Origin of the sequence: Delftia sp. RIT313 (assembly GCF_000632165.1) — a bacterium.
GTDB classification, from domain to species: domain Bacteria; phylum Pseudomonadota; class Gammaproteobacteria; order Burkholderiales; family Burkholderiaceae_C; genus Comamonas; species Comamonas acidovorans.
Genome location: NZ_JFYT01000001.1, coordinates 43587 through 58050, shown reverse-complemented (window position 1 = coordinate 58050; position 14464 = coordinate 43587). Strand labels below are relative to the sequence as shown.

At 64.2% G+C, this 14464-nt stretch carries 13 protein-coding genes; 11 read left to right on the top strand and 2 right to left on the bottom strand.

Annotated features, from left to right (window positions below):
• The first annotated feature begins 2 nt into the window (after positions 1 to 2).
• The 8 genes from lpxA to BW39_RS00215 all read left to right on the top strand — a co-directional run bounded on the left by lpxA (position 3) and on the right by BW39_RS00215 (position 9345).
• Positions 3 to 800 carry an acyl-ACP--UDP-N-acetylglucosamine O-acyltransferase gene (lpxA, locus tag BW39_RS00250; RefSeq protein WP_043819016.1) on the top strand — a complete coding sequence of 266 codons (798 nt, stop codon included), beginning with the start codon at positions 3 to 5 and terminating at the stop codon, positions 798 to 800.
• Between the two features lie 21 nt (positions 801 to 821).
• Positions 822 to 2012 (top strand): lipid-A-disaccharide synthase, encoded by a 1191-nt coding sequence (gene lpxB / locus BW39_RS00245; RefSeq protein WP_034396164.1) that lies wholly within the window; start codon positions 822 to 824, stop codon positions 2010 to 2012.
• The gene (gene rnhB, locus BW39_RS00240) at positions 1975 to 2682 is read left to right on the top strand and encodes a ribonuclease HII (protein WP_012206733.1); all 708 of its coding nucleotides are present in this window, start codon (positions 1975 to 1977) and stop codon (positions 2680 to 2682) included. Before lpxB ends, rnhB begins: the two co-directional genes overlap by 38 nt.
• 61 nt (positions 2683 to 2743) lie before the next feature.
• The gene (locus BW39_RS00235) at positions 2744 to 3535 is read left to right on the top strand and encodes a TrmH family RNA methyltransferase (protein WP_043819014.1); all 792 of its coding nucleotides are present in this window, start codon (positions 2744 to 2746) and stop codon (positions 3533 to 3535) included.
• A 174-nt stretch (positions 3536 to 3709) separates the two neighbouring features.
• Positions 3710 to 4882, top strand: coding sequence for a glutamine-hydrolyzing carbamoyl-phosphate synthase small subunit (carA, locus tag BW39_RS00230; RefSeq protein ID WP_016447475.1), 1173 nt, complete (start codon positions 3710 to 3712; stop codon positions 4880 to 4882).
• Positions 4875 to 8123 (top strand): carbamoyl-phosphate synthase large subunit, encoded by a 3249-nt coding sequence (carB, locus tag BW39_RS00225; RefSeq protein ID WP_034396158.1) that lies wholly within the window; start codon positions 4875 to 4877, stop codon positions 8121 to 8123. The genes carA and carB overlap by 8 nt, the downstream gene beginning before the upstream one ends.
• A 254-nt stretch (positions 8124 to 8377) precedes the next feature.
• Positions 8378 to 8854, top strand: a complete 477-nt coding sequence (greA, locus tag BW39_RS00220) for a transcription elongation factor GreA (protein ID WP_012206729.1) — start codon at positions 8378 to 8380, stop codon at positions 8852 to 8854.
• A gap of 44 nt (positions 8855 to 8898) precedes the next feature.
• The gene (locus BW39_RS00215) at positions 8899 to 9345 is read left to right on the top strand and encodes a DUF4149 domain-containing protein (RefSeq protein ID WP_043819012.1); all 447 of its coding nucleotides are present in this window, start codon (positions 8899 to 8901) and stop codon (positions 9343 to 9345) included.
• A gap of 75 nt (positions 9346 to 9420) precedes the next feature.
• On the opposite strand, the gene BW39_RS00210 is transcribed toward BW39_RS00215, so the two are convergent.
• Both BW39_RS00210 and BW39_RS00205 read right to left on the bottom strand, forming a co-directional pair.
• Positions 9421 to 10215, bottom strand: a complete 795-nt coding sequence (locus BW39_RS00210) for a hypothetical protein (protein ID WP_013801461.1) — start codon at positions 10213 to 10215, stop codon at positions 9421 to 9423.
• Positions 10216 to 10228: 13 nt separating this feature from the next.
• Positions 10229 to 10702 carry a YhbY family RNA-binding protein gene (locus BW39_RS00205; RefSeq protein WP_013801462.1) on the bottom strand — a complete coding sequence of 158 codons (474 nt, stop codon included), beginning with the start codon at positions 10700 to 10702 and terminating at the stop codon, positions 10229 to 10231.
• A 31-nt stretch (positions 10703 to 10733) separates the two neighbouring features.
• On the opposite strand from BW39_RS00205, the gene BW39_RS00200 reads away from it, so the two are divergent.
• The 3 genes from BW39_RS00200 (at position 10734) to folP (ending at position 14459) form a co-directional block, all read left to right on the top strand.
• Positions 10734 to 11387 carry an RlmE family RNA methyltransferase gene (locus tag BW39_RS00200; RefSeq protein WP_043819011.1) on the top strand — a complete coding sequence of 218 codons (654 nt, stop codon included), beginning with the start codon at positions 10734 to 10736 and terminating at the stop codon, positions 11385 to 11387.
• A gap of 170 nt (positions 11388 to 11557) precedes the next feature.
• Positions 11558 to 13480, top strand: coding sequence for an ATP-dependent zinc metalloprotease FtsH (gene ftsH / locus BW39_RS00195; RefSeq protein WP_016447469.1), 1923 nt, complete (start codon positions 11558 to 11560; stop codon positions 13478 to 13480).
• A gap of 142 nt (positions 13481 to 13622) precedes the next feature.
• Positions 13623 to 14459, top strand: a complete 837-nt coding sequence (folP, locus tag BW39_RS00190) for a dihydropteroate synthase (protein WP_043819009.1) — start codon at positions 13623 to 13625, stop codon at positions 14457 to 14459.
• The last annotated feature ends 5 nt before the right edge of the window (positions 14460 to 14464 follow it).

The window sequence follows — 14464 nt, the reverse complement described above, 5'->3', positions numbered from 1 at the left end:
GCATGGCTGGCATTGAACGCATCCATCCCACGGCACTGATAGATTCCGCTGCACAGCTGGATTCATCGGTGTCGGTCGGCCCCTATGCCGTCATCGGGCCGCATGTGGAAATCGGCGCCGGCACCACGATTGGCGCGCATTGCGTTGTCGAAGGCCATACCCGCATTGGTTGCGACAACCGGATTTTCCAGTTCGCGTCCCTGGGCGCTCAGCCCCAGGACAAGAAGTACGCAGGCGAGCCCACGCGGCTTGTCATCGGTGACCGCAACACGGTGCGCGAGTTCTGCACCTTCAATGCGGGCACCGTGCAGGACCAGGGTGTCACGGTCATAGGCCATGACAACTGGATCATGGCCTATGTGCATGTGGCCCACGACTGCGTCGTGGGCAGCCACACCATCCTGGCCAACAACGCCACCCTGGCCGGCCACGTGCATGTGGGCGACCATGTGATCCTGGGCGGCCTGACGGGCGTGCACCAGTTCACCAAGGTGGGCGCCCATGCCATGGCGGGCTTTGCCAGCCATATCTCGCAGGATGTGCCGCCTTTCATGATGGTGGATGGCAATCCCCTGGCCGTGCGTGGCTTCAATATCGAAGGCCTGCGCCGGCGCGGATTCGGGTCGCAGCGTATCCAGGCCATCAAGCAGATGCACCGTCTGCTGTATCGCCAGGGGCTGACCCTGGAGGCCGCGCGCGACGCCATTGGATCGCTGGCTGGCGAGCAGCCCGAGGCCGCTGCCGATGTATCGCTGATGCTGGATTTTCTGGCCGCTTCGACCCGGGGCATTGCGCGCTGATCCGGCGCGCGAAAGGACGGCATGACAGAGAACGCGGCGCCATTGGCGCGCCTGAGTCCATCGATTGCCATGGTCGCCGGGGAAACCTCAGGCGACCTGCTGGCGTCCTTGCTCCTGGGTGGGCTGCAGGCCCGCTGGCCCGAGGCTTCGGCCTTTGGCATCGGCGGGCCCCAAATGCAGCAGCGCGGTTTTGAGGCATGGTGGTCCTGCGAGCGGCTGGCCGTGCATGGCTACAGCTGGGAAGTGTTTCGCCGACTGGCCGAGATTCTGAACATCCGCCGGCAGTTGCGCCAGCGCCTGCTCAAGCAGCCGCCAGCCGTTTTTGTCGGCATCGATGCGCCCGACTTCAATTTGGGCCTGGAGACCGATCTGCGGGCTGCGGGCATCAAGACCGTGCATTTCGTCTGCCCCTCGATCTGGGCCTGGCGTGCCGATCGCGTCGAGAAAATCCGGCGTGCGGCCGACCATGTGCTGTGCATCTTTCCCTTCGAGCCCGAGTTGCTGGCCCGTCACGGCATAGACGCCACCTACGTGGGTCATCCCCTGGCCAGCGTGATTCCGCTGCAGCCCGACCGTGCCGCCGCGCGCCGTCGGCTGGGTCTGCCGGAAGATGGTCTGGTGCTGGCCGTGCTGCCCGGCAGCCGACGCTCCGAAATCCGCTATCTTGCAGCCCGTTTCTTTCAGGCTGCAGCTTTGGTCCGGAAGGCGCTGCCAGCTATTAAAATAGTAGTGCCTGCCGTGCCTTCGCAACTGGACGAGTTGCGGCGCATTGCCCAGGAGTCCGGCATGGCCTCGTCGCTGCACATCGTGCGCGGCCAGTCCCATGATGCATTGGCAGCCTGTGACGTGACGTTGATCGCCAGCGGCACGGCCACGCTGGAAGCCGCGTTGTACAAGCGTCCCATGGTGATCGGCTACAACATGCACCCCTGGAGCTGGCGCCTGATGCGTGGCAAGCAGTTGCAGCCCTGGGTGGGCCTGCCCAACATCCTGTGCGGCGATTTCGTCGTGCCCGAGCTGATCCAGGATGCGGCAACGCCCCAGGCGCTGAGCGCGGCTGTGCTGCAATGGCTGCAGGCGTGCGAACATTCCCCTTCAACCGTCGAGGCGCTGGTACAGCGCTTCACAGCGCTGCACCATGAATTGCGGCGCGATACTGCCGAACTGGCCGCCCATGCGATCGAGAAAATCATTGCCCCCACTGCCGCCTGAACAGGCGTGCCTGCCCTGGCATCCGCCGGGGTTGGTTGCGGGCGTGGACGAAGCGGGCCGCGGCCCGTTGGCCGGCCCTGTCGTGGCCGCTGCTGTCATTCTTGACGATCTCAATCCCATCGAGGGCCTGAACGATTCCAAGAAGCTCACGGCTGCGCGCCGCGAGGCGCTCTATGACGAGATCCGTGCCAAGGCGCTGTGCTGCAGCATTGCCGAGGCCTCGGTCGAAGAGATTGATCGCCTGAACATCCTGCAGGCCACGCTGCTGGCCATGCGCCGCGCGGTGCTGGGCCTGCGCCTGAAGCCGGTGCTCGTGCTGGTGGATGGCAACCAGCTGCCCGTGCTGGACGTGCAGGCCGAGGCCATCGTCAAGGGTGACTCCCTGGTGCAGGCCATCTCGGCCGCCTCCATTCTGGCCAAGGTCACGCGCGACCGCTGGTGCGAACGGCTGCATGAGCAATATCCGGAGTACGGTTTCGACGGCCACAAGGGCTACGGAACGGCGGCCCACCTTGCGGCGCTGCGCCTGCACGGTGCCTGCGAGGAGCACCGGCGAACCTTCGCACCGGTGGCCCACGTCGTGAGCATTGCCCGCATGGCCGAGCCCCTGGCCGCTGCCCGCGTGGCAGCTGCGGCGCAGGGCGCGCAAGCCTTGCTGCTGTCGGCCTGAGCGCCTTGCCGTTTCTTTCTGCGCCCGTGGCGCGCTGTTCCCTTTGCCCGAAAGCCTCACCATGAGCCGACAACCCGCCGCCACATTGATCCAGTCCCGTGACAACGTCCTGGTCAAGGATTTGCGCAGGCTTGTCCAGGACAGTGGGGCCTACCGCAAGCAAGGGCGCGTCTGGCTGGAGGGGGACCATCTGTGCCGTGCCGCGCTGGCGCGTGGCATGCAGCCCTCCGTGGCCGTGGTGGCTGAATCCTTCTGGCCGCTGGTGCCGCTGGAATGGGTGCAGGGTGCGGGCAAGTGCGTGGTGCTGGCAGATGCCCTGTTTGCCGAAGTCAGCGGCCTGGAGTCCCCGGCGCGCATCGGTTTTCTGATGGACTGGCAGGCATCGGCGGTCATCCGTGCCGGCGTGGCCACGGTGGTGTTGGATCGCGTGCAGGACGCAGGCAACGTGGGCTCCATCCTGCGCAGTGCCGCTGCCTTCGGTTTCCGCCAGGTCGTGGCCCTGAAGGGCACGGCTGCGCTGTGGAGCCAGAAGGTGCTGCGCGCCGGCATGGGGGCGCATTTCGGTCTGCAACTGGTCGAGTCGGCCTCGCCCGAAGACCTGGATGCGCTTGGCTTGCCCCTGATCGTGACCAGTTCCCACCAGGGCGAACTGATCCAAAATGCCGCGCTGCCCTGGCCTTGTGCGTGGGCTATGGGCCATGAAGGCCAGGGCGTTGGCGAGGCGCTGATGCAGCGGGCAGCGCAGCATGTGCGCATCGGCCAGCCGGGCGGTGAGGAGTCGCTGAACGTGGCTGCTGCAGCGGCGATATGCCTGCACGCAAGCAGCGTGAGTGCCGGCTCACGTCAAGGGTAATCCCGCCTCCTGTCAGGAGGCTGAAGCACGACCAGCCTATAATGGGCGGCTTTCAAGCATTCCACACTACGCCTAGCGACGCTTCCTCGCCACCCCCTGCAGACAAGCTATAACCCGCCCGGATCCGTCCGTGCGGCACGCTGGGCGTAACCGTAATTAGAACCGGAGAACCCAGTGCTTTTGTCTCTCAAGGGAGCATTCCCATCCGCCATCCTGGCGCTCGCAGACGGCACGGTCTTTGTTGGCAACTCGATCGGTGCGCAAGGCACCACGGTTGGTGAAGTCGTTTTCAACACGGCAATCACCGGCTACCAGGAAATCCTCACCGACCCCAGCTACTGCCAGCAGATCGTGACGCTCACGTATCCGCACATCGGCAACTACGGCGTCAACGCAGAGGATGTCGAGGCTGGCAAGGTCCATGCGGCGGGCCTGATCATCAAGAACCTTCCGCTGCTGGCCAGCAACTTCCGCAAGTCCGAGACGCTGCCCGACTACCTCACGCGCAGCGGCACGGTGGCGATTGCCAACATCGACACGCGCAAGCTCACACGGCTGCTGCGTGACAAGGGCGCACAAAACGGCGCCATCGTCGGTTTGGCCGCTGGCGAAGAAGTGACCCAGGCGCGCATCGACGAGGCACTGGCTGCGGCCAAGGCGGCCCCCAGCATGAAGGGCCTGGATCTGGCCCAGGTGGTGAGCGCAGCCCAGCAGTACGAATGGACGGAAACCGAGTGGAAGCTGGGCGAAGGCTACGGCCAGCAGCAGGCCCCGCGTTTCCATGTGGTGGCCTATGACTTCGGCGTGAAGTTCAACATCCTGCGCATGCTGGCCGAGCGCGGCTGCAAGCTGACCGTGGTGCCGGCCAAGACGCCTGCCAAGGATGTGCTGGCACTCAACCCTGACGGCGTTTTCCTGTCCAACGGCCCTGGCGACCCGGAGCCCTGCGACTACGCCATTGCCGCCACCAAGGAGCTGGTGGAGTCCGGCAAGCCCGTCTTCGGCATCTGCCTGGGTCACCAGATCATGGCCCTGGCCGCTGGTGCCAAGACCTTCAAGATGGCCAACAGCCACCACGGCGCCAACCACCCCGTCAAGGACCTGGACAACGGCCGGGTCAGCATCACCAGCCAGAACCACGGTTTTGCCGTGGAGATGGAGTCCCTGCCCGACACGCTGCGCGCCACGCACATCAGCCTGTTCGACGGCACGCTGCAAGGCCTTGAGCACAAGGACAAGCCTGCGTTCTGCTTCCAGGGCCACCCCGAGGCTTCGCCCGGCCCGCACGATATCGCCTACCTGTTTGACCGCTTCACGGCGCTGATGGAGAAACACAAAAATGCCTAAGCGCACCGACCTCAAAAGCATTCTGATCATTGGCGCCGGTCCCATCGTCATCGGCCAGGCCTGCGAGTTTGACTACTCCGGCGTGCAGGCCTGCAAGGCATTGCGCGAAGAGGGCTACAAGGTCATCCTGATCAACAGCAACCCGGCCACGATCATGACCGACCCGGCCACGGCCGACGTCACCTACATCGAGCCCATCACCTGGCAGACGGTCGAGAAGATCATCGCCAAGGAGCGTCCCGACGCCATCCTGCCGACCATGGGCGGCCAGACCGCGCTGAACTGCGCGCTGGATCTGTGGCGCAACGGCGTGCTGCACAAGTACAAGGTCGAGCTGATCGGCGCAACTCCCGAGGCCATCGACAAGGCCGAGGACCGCCTCAAGTTCAAGGATGCGATGACGCGCATCGGCCTGGGTTCGGCGCGCTCGGGCATCGCCCATTCGATGGACGAAGCCTGGGCCGTGCAAAAGGAAATGGGCTTTCCCACCGTCATCCGCCCCAGCTTCACGCTGGGCGGCACGGGCGGCGGCATTGCCTACAATCCCGAAGAGTTCGAGACCATCTGCAAGCGCGGCCTGGAAGCGTCGCCGACCAATGAGCTGCTGATCGAGGAATCGCTGCTTGGCTGGAAGGAGTACGAGATGGAAGTCGTCCGCGACAAGGCGGACAACTGCATCATCATCTGCTCCATCGAGAACCTGGACCCTATGGGCGTGCACACCGGCGACTCGATCACCGTGGCACCCGCGCAGACGCTGACCGACAAGGAATACCAGATCATGCGCAACGCCTCGCTGGCGGTGCTGCGCGAGATCGGTGTGGACACGGGCGGCTCCAACGTGCAGTTCTCGGTGAATCCGAAGGACGGCCGCATGATCGTCATCGAGATGAACCCGCGCGTGTCGCGTTCCTCGGCGCTGGCCTCCAAGGCCACGGGCTTCCCCATCGCCAAGGTCGCTGCCAAGCTGGCCGTGGGCTACACGCTGGACGAACTCAAGAACGACATCACGGGCGGCAAGACGCCCGCTTCGTTCGAGCCCTCGATCGACTACGTGGTCACCAAGATCCCGCGTTTCGCGTTCGAGAAGTTCCCCGCTGCCGACAACCGCCTGACCACGCAGATGAAGTCCGTGGGCGAGGTCATGGCCATTGGTCGTACCTTCCAGGAGTCCTTCCAGAAGGCGCTGCGCGGCCTGGAAGTCGGCGTGGACGGCATGAACGAAAAGACCCAGGACCGCGAAATCCTTGAAAAGGAACTCGGCGAGCCAGGTCCGGACCGCATCTGGTATGTGGGCGATGCCTTCGCTGCCGGCTGGACGCTGGACGAGGTGCACAACATCACCAAGATCGACAAGTGGTTCCTCGTGCAGATCGAAGAGATCGTGAAGATCGAACTCGAGCTGGACCAGGTCTACGAGGAAAAGGGCGATGCCGCGCTGGCCGCACTGGACGCCACCACGCTGCGCACGCTCAAGCAAAAGGGCTTCTCCGACCGTCGCCTGGCCAAGCTGCTGCACAGCAATGAAAAGGCCGTGCGCGAGGCACGCAAGGCACTGGGCGTGCGCCCCGTGTTCAAGCGCGTGGACACCTGCGCTGCCGAGTTCGCCACCGACACGGCCTACATGTACTCCACCTATGACGAGGAGTGCGAGGCCGAGCCGACGAACAAGAAAAAGATCATGGTGCTGGGCGGTGGCCCGAACCGCATCGGCCAGGGCATCGAGTTCGACTACTGCTGCGTGCATGCTGCGCTCGCCATGCGCGAGGACGGCTATGAAACCATCATGGTCAACTGCAACCCCGAGACCGTGTCCACCGACTACGACACGTCGGATCGCCTGTACTTCGAGCCGCTGACGCTGGAAGACGTGCTCGAAGTCGTGGCTGTCGAGAAGCCTGTTGGCGTCATCGTGCAGTACGGCGGCCAGACGCCCCTGAAGCTTGCGCTGGGTCTTGAAAAGGAAGGCGTGCCCATCATCGGCACCACGCCCGACATGATCGACGCGGCCGAAGACCGTGAGCGCTTCCAGAAGCTGCTGCATGAGCTGGGCCTGCGCCAGCCGCCCAATGCCACGGCCCGTACCGAGCCCGAAGCGCTGGAAAAGGCGGCCGGCCTGGGCTACCCCCTGGTCGTGCGTCCCAGCTATGTGCTGGGTGGCCGTGCCATGGAAATCGTGCACGAGCAGCGCGACCTGGAGCGCTACATGCGCGAAGCCGTCAAGGTCAGCAACGACTCGCCCGTGCTGCTGGACCACTTCCTGTCCAACGCCATCGAGTGCGATGTGGACTGCGTGCGCGACCGCGAAGGCGCCGTCTTCATCGGCGGCGTGATGGAGCACATCGAGCAGGCTGGCGTGCATTCGGGCGATTCCGCCTGCTCGCTGCCGCCTTACTACCTCAAGCCCGAGACCGTGGCCGAGATCAAGCGCCAGACTGCCGCCATGGCCAACGCGCTGAGCGTGGTCGGCCTGATGAACGTGCAGTTCGCCATCAAGGAAACGGCCGACGGCGACGTGATCTACGTGCTGGAAGTCAACCCGCGCGCCTCGCGCACCGTGCCCTTCGTCTCCAAGGCCACCGGCATCCAGCTGGCCAAGGTGGCTGCGCGCTGCATGGCCGGCGACACGCTGGCCCAGCAGGGCATCACCAAGGAAGTCACGCCGCCGTACTTCAGCGTCAAGGAAGCCGTCTTCCCGTTCGTGAAGTTCCCTGGCGTGGACACCATCCTCGGCCCCGAGATGAAGTCCACCGGCGAAGTCATGGGCGTGGGCAAGACCTTTGGCGAAGCCTTCGTCAAGAGCCAACTGGGCGCCGGCGTTACGCTGCCGACCCAGGGCAAGGTCTTCCTGACCGTGAAGAACGCCGACAAGCCGCGTGCCGTGGCCGTGGCCAAGGAACTGGCTGCGATGGGCTTCGTGCTGTGCGCCACGCGCGGCACGGCAGCGGCCATCTCCGAGGCCGGCATCGAGGTGCAGCTCGTCAACAAGGTGACCGAAGGCCGCCCCCACATCGTGGACATGATCAAGAACGGCGAGATCGCGATGGTCATCAACACGGTGGAGGAGCGCCGCAATGCCATCGCCGACTCGCGTGCCATCCGTACCAGCGCCCTGCTGGCGCGTGTGACCACCTTCACGACCATCTTCGGTGCAGAAGCTGCCGTCGAAGGCATGAAGTCCATGGGCAACATGGACGTGCACTCGGTCCAGGAATTGCACGCCCAACTGCAGGCTGCCTGAGATCCTTCCATTGCCGCTGCGCCTGTTTTTTGATGGCGCGCAGCGAGCGGCACTGTCCGACAGTGCCGCCGGGTTATCCCACCATTTCGGGTGGGTAAACACGGCATAATGGAACGAATCATTCGATGAAACCGCCGCGCGGCAACGTGCGGCGGTTTGCTTTTGGGGTGCAGGTCCAGCCGCAAAGTCGCCGGCCCGCCTGTACCAAAGAAACCGCGCAGCGCGCGGCGTTCGCTGAACATGGAGACTTTTCAATGGCCACCATTCCCATCACCAAGCGCGGAGCCGAGAAGCTCAAGGACGAACTGCACCGCCTGAAAACCGTGGAGCGTCCCTCCATCATCCAGGCCATCGCCGAGGCACGTGCCCAGGGCGACCTGAGCGAAAATGCCGAATACGAGGCCGCCAAGGACCGCCAGGGCTTCATCGAAGGCCGCATTGCCGAGGTCGAGAGCAAGCTGTCGGCTGCCCAGATCATCGATCCCTCTTCCGTGGATGCCGGTGGCCGCGTGGTCTTCGGTGCAACGGTTGAGCTCGAGGATGAAGACAGCGGCGACACGGTCAAGTACCAGATCGTCGGCGAGGACGAGGCCGACCTCAAGCTGGGCCTGATCAACGTCTCCAGCCCCATCGCGCGCGCGCTGATCGGCAAGGAAGAGGGCGATACCGCCGTCGTGCAGGCACCGGGCGGCGAGCGCCGCTATGAAGTGGTGTCGGTGCGCTACCTCTGATGCGTCGGCGCCTGTGCCTCGATCATTGAGGAAGGCCTAAGCCCATGAGCAACCTGTACGAACGCGTTCCCCTGCTGGCTGCTGCCCTGTGGTGGGGCAGCCTGTCGGCCATCGGTTTCATGGCCGTGCCCATGCTGTTCGCCCAATTGCCCACGCCGGCTGTCGCGGGCTTCATGGCAGCCAAGCTGTTTGCCGCGCAGACCTGGGTGTCCATCGCCTGCGCGGCCCTGCTGCTGGTTCTGTCCCGGCGCAACAAGGAGCAGGTCCTGCAGCCCTGGGCCAAGGCCTGTCTGGGCTTTGTGATCGCAGGCATGCTGCTGGCATTTCTGGTCCAGTACGGCGTGTCGCCGCGCATCGTGGCACGCGACAACCTCAAGCTGTGGCACAGCGTGGGCACGGTGATGTATGCGCTGCAGTGGCTGTGTGCGCTCGTCGTGCTGTGGCGCATAGGCAGTCCTCCGTCTCAAGCGAAAGCCGAGGCCACGGCCTGAGCCCGGTCCTGCCGGTTCGGCACCATGCCAAACGAAAACGCCCGCAAGCGCGGGCGTTTTTTTGGGTCGAGCTGCTCACTCGTGCCAGTGCTCGGCCACCCAGGTGGCAGGCCGGATATAGCGAAAGCGCCGATTGCGCCGGCCGGCCAACGCGTCGGGCGGGTTGCATTCTCCGTGGAAGATGACCACGCGTGCACCATCCGGCACGAAGGGCGGCTTCCAGTAGTTCGTCGGCCATGCGGGAATGCAGTGGTACTTGAAGCTGGGGCACCAGGCCTGCGGCCAGTACTTGAGCTTGCCCTGCTTGTGCAGCATATCGGACAGGTAGGCCTGTTCGTTGCGGAAGCTGCTGCGGATCTCTTCGAAATGCGTGCGGAAGTAGTCCAGTACCTCGGGGTGGGCACCCAGCTCGAAGCGGTACACCGAGGAATTGCCCGTGATGCGCCAGGGACGCTTGTAGTCGTGGATGATCAGGAATTCGCCGGGCTCGGTGAAAAAATCGTCCAGTGGCCCGGTGATGACCACGTCCACGTCAAGAAACAGCGCCGTGCCGCGCAGGCCATGCAGGTCGGCACTGAAGGTGGCCAGCTTGTTCCAGCCGCGCTCGGGAATGCCGGCGGGCAGGTTCAGCGGCGGAATGGGCAGGCATTCGACTTCGTCACGAATCCCCACACCGTCATCGGTCAGGCAGACAAGGCGAAAATCGCCCTTCAGATGCCGACGCACCATGGCGTAGAGCCTGTTGACATACTCCGGACCGTACTTCTTGCCCCACTTCATGCAGATCACGAAGCGCTGCTGCGCAGAGGGGGAGGCGGAGGGCGGTTGCGCGGCCTGGGCCACGCTGGCGGCATGGGATGCTACGGTCATGGATGCGGCGGACTCAGTCTGCCTGGCGCTTCTTGACCGACTTTTGCTTGGGCTTGGCGCGCTTGACCTGGCCACCTGCCGTCAGGCGCTGGTTGCCCAGCACGCGGATCTGCTTGACCTCGGGCTTTTGGCCGGAGCGCTTGCTGAACTTGAGCAGTTTGACATCGCGAGGACCGGGCATGCGGTTCTCGTCGACGGCTTTTTCCTTTTCCGGCATGGGGCGCCAGAGCACCAGCAGCTTGCCGATGTGTTGAATGGGTGCAGCGCCAAGTTCGTCGCACAGCTGCAGATACATCTGCTCGCGTGCGGCGCGGTCGTCGTTGAAGACACGGACCTTGATCAGGCCATGTGCGTTAAGGCCGGCGTTGACCTCCTTTTGCACGGCAGCCGTCAGGCCGTCACCTCCGATGAGGACCACGGGGTCCAGGTGGTGTGCGTTGGCGCGGTGTTCCCGGCGCTCGGCGGGAGTCAATTGAATTTGGGGCATGGCCGTATTATCGAGGCTGAAAGAATCCAGCATGAAAGTCCAAACAAAAAGCAAGAAGGTCAACAAGGCTTGGCTCAACAGCCACGTCAACGATCCTTACGTCAAAGCCGCCCAGAAGGACGGCTACCGCGCTCGCGCGGCCTACAAACTCAAGGAGATAGACGAACAGCTCAAGCTCATCCGGCCGGGTGCCACGGTGGTGGATCTGGGCTCTACGCCCGGGGCGTGGAGCCAGTATGTGCGCCGCTGCCTGTCGCCAGAAGGCGCGGCGGTGGGCGCGCTCAATGGCCGGATCATCTCGCTGGATCTGCTGCCCATGGAGCCCATCGAGGGCGTGCAGTTCATTCTGGGCGATTTTCGCGAGGAGCCGGTGCTGGCGCAGCTGCAGGAAGCGCTGGGCGGTGGCAAGGCCGATGTGGTGGTCTCCGACATGGCTCCGAACCTGTCGGGCAACGGTACGACGGATGCGGCGCGCATTGCGCTGCTGGTGGAGCTGGCGGTTGATTTCTCCATCCACCATATGAAACCTGAAGGGGCCCTGGTCGTGAAACTCTTCCACGGCGGGGCCTACGACGACCTGGTAGCGCTGTTCCGGCAGACCTTCAAGGTGGTCAAGCCGATCAAGCCCAAGTCCTCGCGCGACAAGTCTTCGGAGACGTTTCTGGTGGGCATGGGGCTCAAGTAGCCCTGCACAGCCGCCCGGCGCGGCCCTGACGCGGGTCAAGACCGCATTCAAGCTATGGCTGCTATAGAGGGATATAGGCGACCAGCCAGCTTGAAACACCTAAAATGAACCGCAAATACGCTTCGAGCACGCTGGAAGTCGTTTTATCTGTATCCCCATTGGAGCCCCGCTTGAACAATCAGTGGTTTTCAAAAATTGCCGTCTGGCTGGTCATCGCCATGGTGCTGTTTACGGTGTTCAAACAATTTGACACCCGTGGCGGCGCCGGCGCGTCCCATGTCGGTTACTCCGAGTTCCTGGAAGAGGTGCGCAGCAACCGCATCAAGAGCGCCACCATCCAGGAAAGCCCCGGCGGCACCGAGATCGTGGCCACGACCAACGATGACCGCAAGGTGCGCACTACAGCCACCTACCTGGATCGTGGGCTCGTGGGTGACCTGATCAACAACAACGTCAAGTTCGACGTCAAGCCCCGCGAAGAAGGCTCGGTCCTGATGACCCTGCTCGTCAGCTGGGGCCCCATGCTGCTGTTGATCGGCGTGTGGGTGTACTTCATGCGCCAGATGCAAGGCGGCGGCAAGGGCGGTGCTTTCAGCTTCGGCAAGAGCAAGGCGCGCATGCTGGACGAGAACAACAACACCGTGACCTTTGCCGACGTTGCAGGCTGCGACGAAGCCAAGGAAGAGGTCAAGGAAGTCGTGGACTTCCTCAAGGACCCCAACAAGTTCCAGAAGCTCGGCGGCCGCATTCCGCGTGGCCTGCTGCTGGTCGGTCCTCCGGGTACCGGCAAGACGCTGCTGGCCAAGTCCATTGCGGGTGAGGCCAAGGTCCCGTTCTTCAGCATCTCGGGCTCCGACTTCGTGGAAATGTTCGTCGGCGTGGGCGCGGCCCGTGTGCGCGACATGTTCGAGAATGCCAAGAAGAACGCACCTTGCATCATCTTCATCGATGAAATCGACGCCGTGGGCCGCCAGCGCGGCGCAGGCCTGGGCGGTGGCAACGATGAGCGTGAACAGACCCTGAACCAGATGCTGGTCGAGATGGACGGCTTCGAGACCAACCTCGGCGTGATCGTCGTGGCTGCGACCAACCGTCCCGACATCCTGGATGCGGCGCTGCTGCGCCCCGGCCGTTTCGACCGCCAGGTGTACGTGACGCTGCCCGACATCCGTGGCCGCGAGCAGATCCTCAATGTGCACATGCGCAAGATTCCTGTCGGTCAGGACGTGAATCCGGGCGTGATCGCCCGCGGCACGCCCGGCATGTCGGGTGCCGATCTGGCCAACCTCTGCAACGAAGCAGCCCTGATGGCCGCGCGCCGCAATGCGCGTACCGTCGAGATGCAGGATTTCGAGAAGGCCAAGGACAAGATCATCATGGGCCCCGAGCGCAAGAGCATGGTCATGCCCGAGGAAGAGCGCCGCAACACGGCCTACCACGAGGCGGGCCACGCGCTGATCGGCAAGCTGCTGCCCAAGTGCGATCCCGTGCACAAGGTCACCATCATCCCCCGCGGCCGTGCGCTGGGCGTAACGATGAGCCTGCCCGAGAAGGACCGCTACTCCTACGACAAGGAGTTCATGCTCAACCAGATCGCCATGCTGTTCGGTGGACGCATTGCCGAAGAAGTGTTCATGAACCAGATGACCACGGGCGCGAGCAACGACTTCGAGCGGGCCACGCAGATCGCACGCGACATGGTCACGCGCTACGGCATGACCGACGCGCTGGGTCCCATGGTCTATGCGGAGCAGGAAGGCGAGCCTTTCCTGGGCCGCTCGATGAGCAAGACCAACAGCATGAGCGAGCAGACGATGCAGAAGGTGGACCAGGAGGTTCGCCGCATCATCGACGAGCAGTACGGACTGGCGCGCAAGCTGATCGAGGACAACTCCGACAAGATGCATGCCATGGCCAAGGCCATGCTCGACTGGGAAACCATCGACGCCGAGCAACTCGATGACATCATGGCCGGCCGCGAGCCGCGTCCTCCCAAGGACTGGGTGCCGCGCAACCCGCCGTCTTCCGACGGTGGCAACTCGTCCGGCGGCACGCCGGCAGTGGATGCCGACCCTGCGCCCACCACGGCCTGATCTGCTTGCCGCAGAATCTGCCAATCCCATGCAAAGGGCCCCGAGGGGCCCTTTTGCTTTGCTTGCCGGATGTGCTCAATCGCCCGCAGCGGTGGCCGAGCGAGGGGCCCGGTCCGGCAAGCGCCTACCTTCAGGAAATCCCATGCCGCATCAATGGCAGACTTCGCGCTTTGTTCTAGACCTTCAGCGTCCACTGGTGATGGGCATCGTCAATGTGACGCCCGACTCGTTTTCCGACGGGGGGCGGCACAACACCGTGGAGCGGGCCTTGCGGCATGCAGAGCAGCTGGTCGGCGAAGGCGCGCACATCCTCGACATTGGCGGCGAGTCCACCAGGCCCGGATCACCGGCCGTGCCGCTGGACGAGGAATTGCGGCGCGTGCTGCCCGTGGTGCAGGGCGCGGTGCAACTGGGCGTGCCTGTCTCCGTCGATACCTACAAGCCCGAGGTCATGCAGGCCGTGCTGGACCTTGGGGCCGACATCGTCAACGACATCTGGGCGCTGCGCCAGCCGGGCGCGCAGCAGGTGGTGGCCGCGCACCCGCGCTGCGGCATCTGTCTCATGCACATGCATGGCACGCCGCAGGACATGCAGACCATGCCCATGCAAGGCGATGCCGCGCCCGCCGTGCGCGATTTCCTGCAGGCGCACAGCGATGCCCTGCTGGCCCGGGGCGTGGCGCGCGAGCGCATTGTCTGGGACTACGGCATCGGCTTCGGCAAAAGCGTGGCACAGAATTTTTCGCTGCTTGCGCGCCAGCAGGAATTGCTGGGCCTAGACTTCCCGCTGCTGGCGGGCTGGTCGCGCAAGGGCTCGCTCGGGCAGGTCAGTGGCCTTGCGCAGGGCCAGCGCATGGTGCCCAGTGTGGCGGCGGCGCTGCTGGCAGTGGAGCGGGGTGCGCGCGTGGTGCGCGTGCACGACGTGGCCGATACGGTGGCGGCATTGACGGTCTGGCAGACCATGCACGACAACAACTGAACAAC

Excerpts from the sequence above, each read along its gene's own strand:
- lpxA (WP_043819016.1), top strand. The coding sequence starts at position 3 with ATGGCTGGCATTGAACGCATCCATCCCACGGCACTGATAGATTCCGCT.
- lpxB (WP_034396164.1), top strand. The coding sequence starts at position 822 with ATGACAGAGAACGCGGCGCCATTGGCGCGCCTGAGTCCATCGATTGCC.
- rnhB (WP_012206733.1), top strand. The coding sequence starts at position 1,975 with ATGCGATCGAGAAAATCATTGCCCCCACTGCCGCCTGAACAGGCGTGC.
- BW39_RS00235 (WP_043819014.1), top strand. The coding sequence starts at position 2,744 with ATGAGCCGACAACCCGCCGCCACATTGATCCAGTCCCGTGACAACGTC.
- carB (WP_034396158.1), top strand. The coding sequence starts at position 4,875 with ATGCCTAAGCGCACCGACCTCAAAAGCATTCTGATCATTGGCGCCGGT.
- greA (WP_012206729.1), top strand. The coding sequence starts at position 8,378 with ATGGCCACCATTCCCATCACCAAGCGCGGAGCCGAGAAGCTCAAGGAC.
- BW39_RS00215 (WP_043819012.1), top strand. The coding sequence starts at position 8,899 with ATGAGCAACCTGTACGAACGCGTTCCCCTGCTGGCTGCTGCCCTGTGG.
- BW39_RS00210 (WP_013801461.1), bottom strand. The coding sequence starts at position 10,215 with ATGACCGTAGCATCCCATGCCGCCAGCGTGGCCCAGGCCGCGCAACCG.
- BW39_RS00205 (WP_013801462.1), bottom strand. The coding sequence starts at position 10,702 with ATGCCCCAAATTCAATTGACTCCCGCCGAGCGCCGGGAACACCGCGCC.
- BW39_RS00200 (WP_043819011.1), top strand. The coding sequence starts at position 10,734 with ATGAAAGTCCAAACAAAAAGCAAGAAGGTCAACAAGGCTTGGCTCAAC.
- folP (WP_043819009.1), top strand. The coding sequence starts at position 13,623 with ATGCCGCATCAATGGCAGACTTCGCGCTTTGTTCTAGACCTTCAGCGT.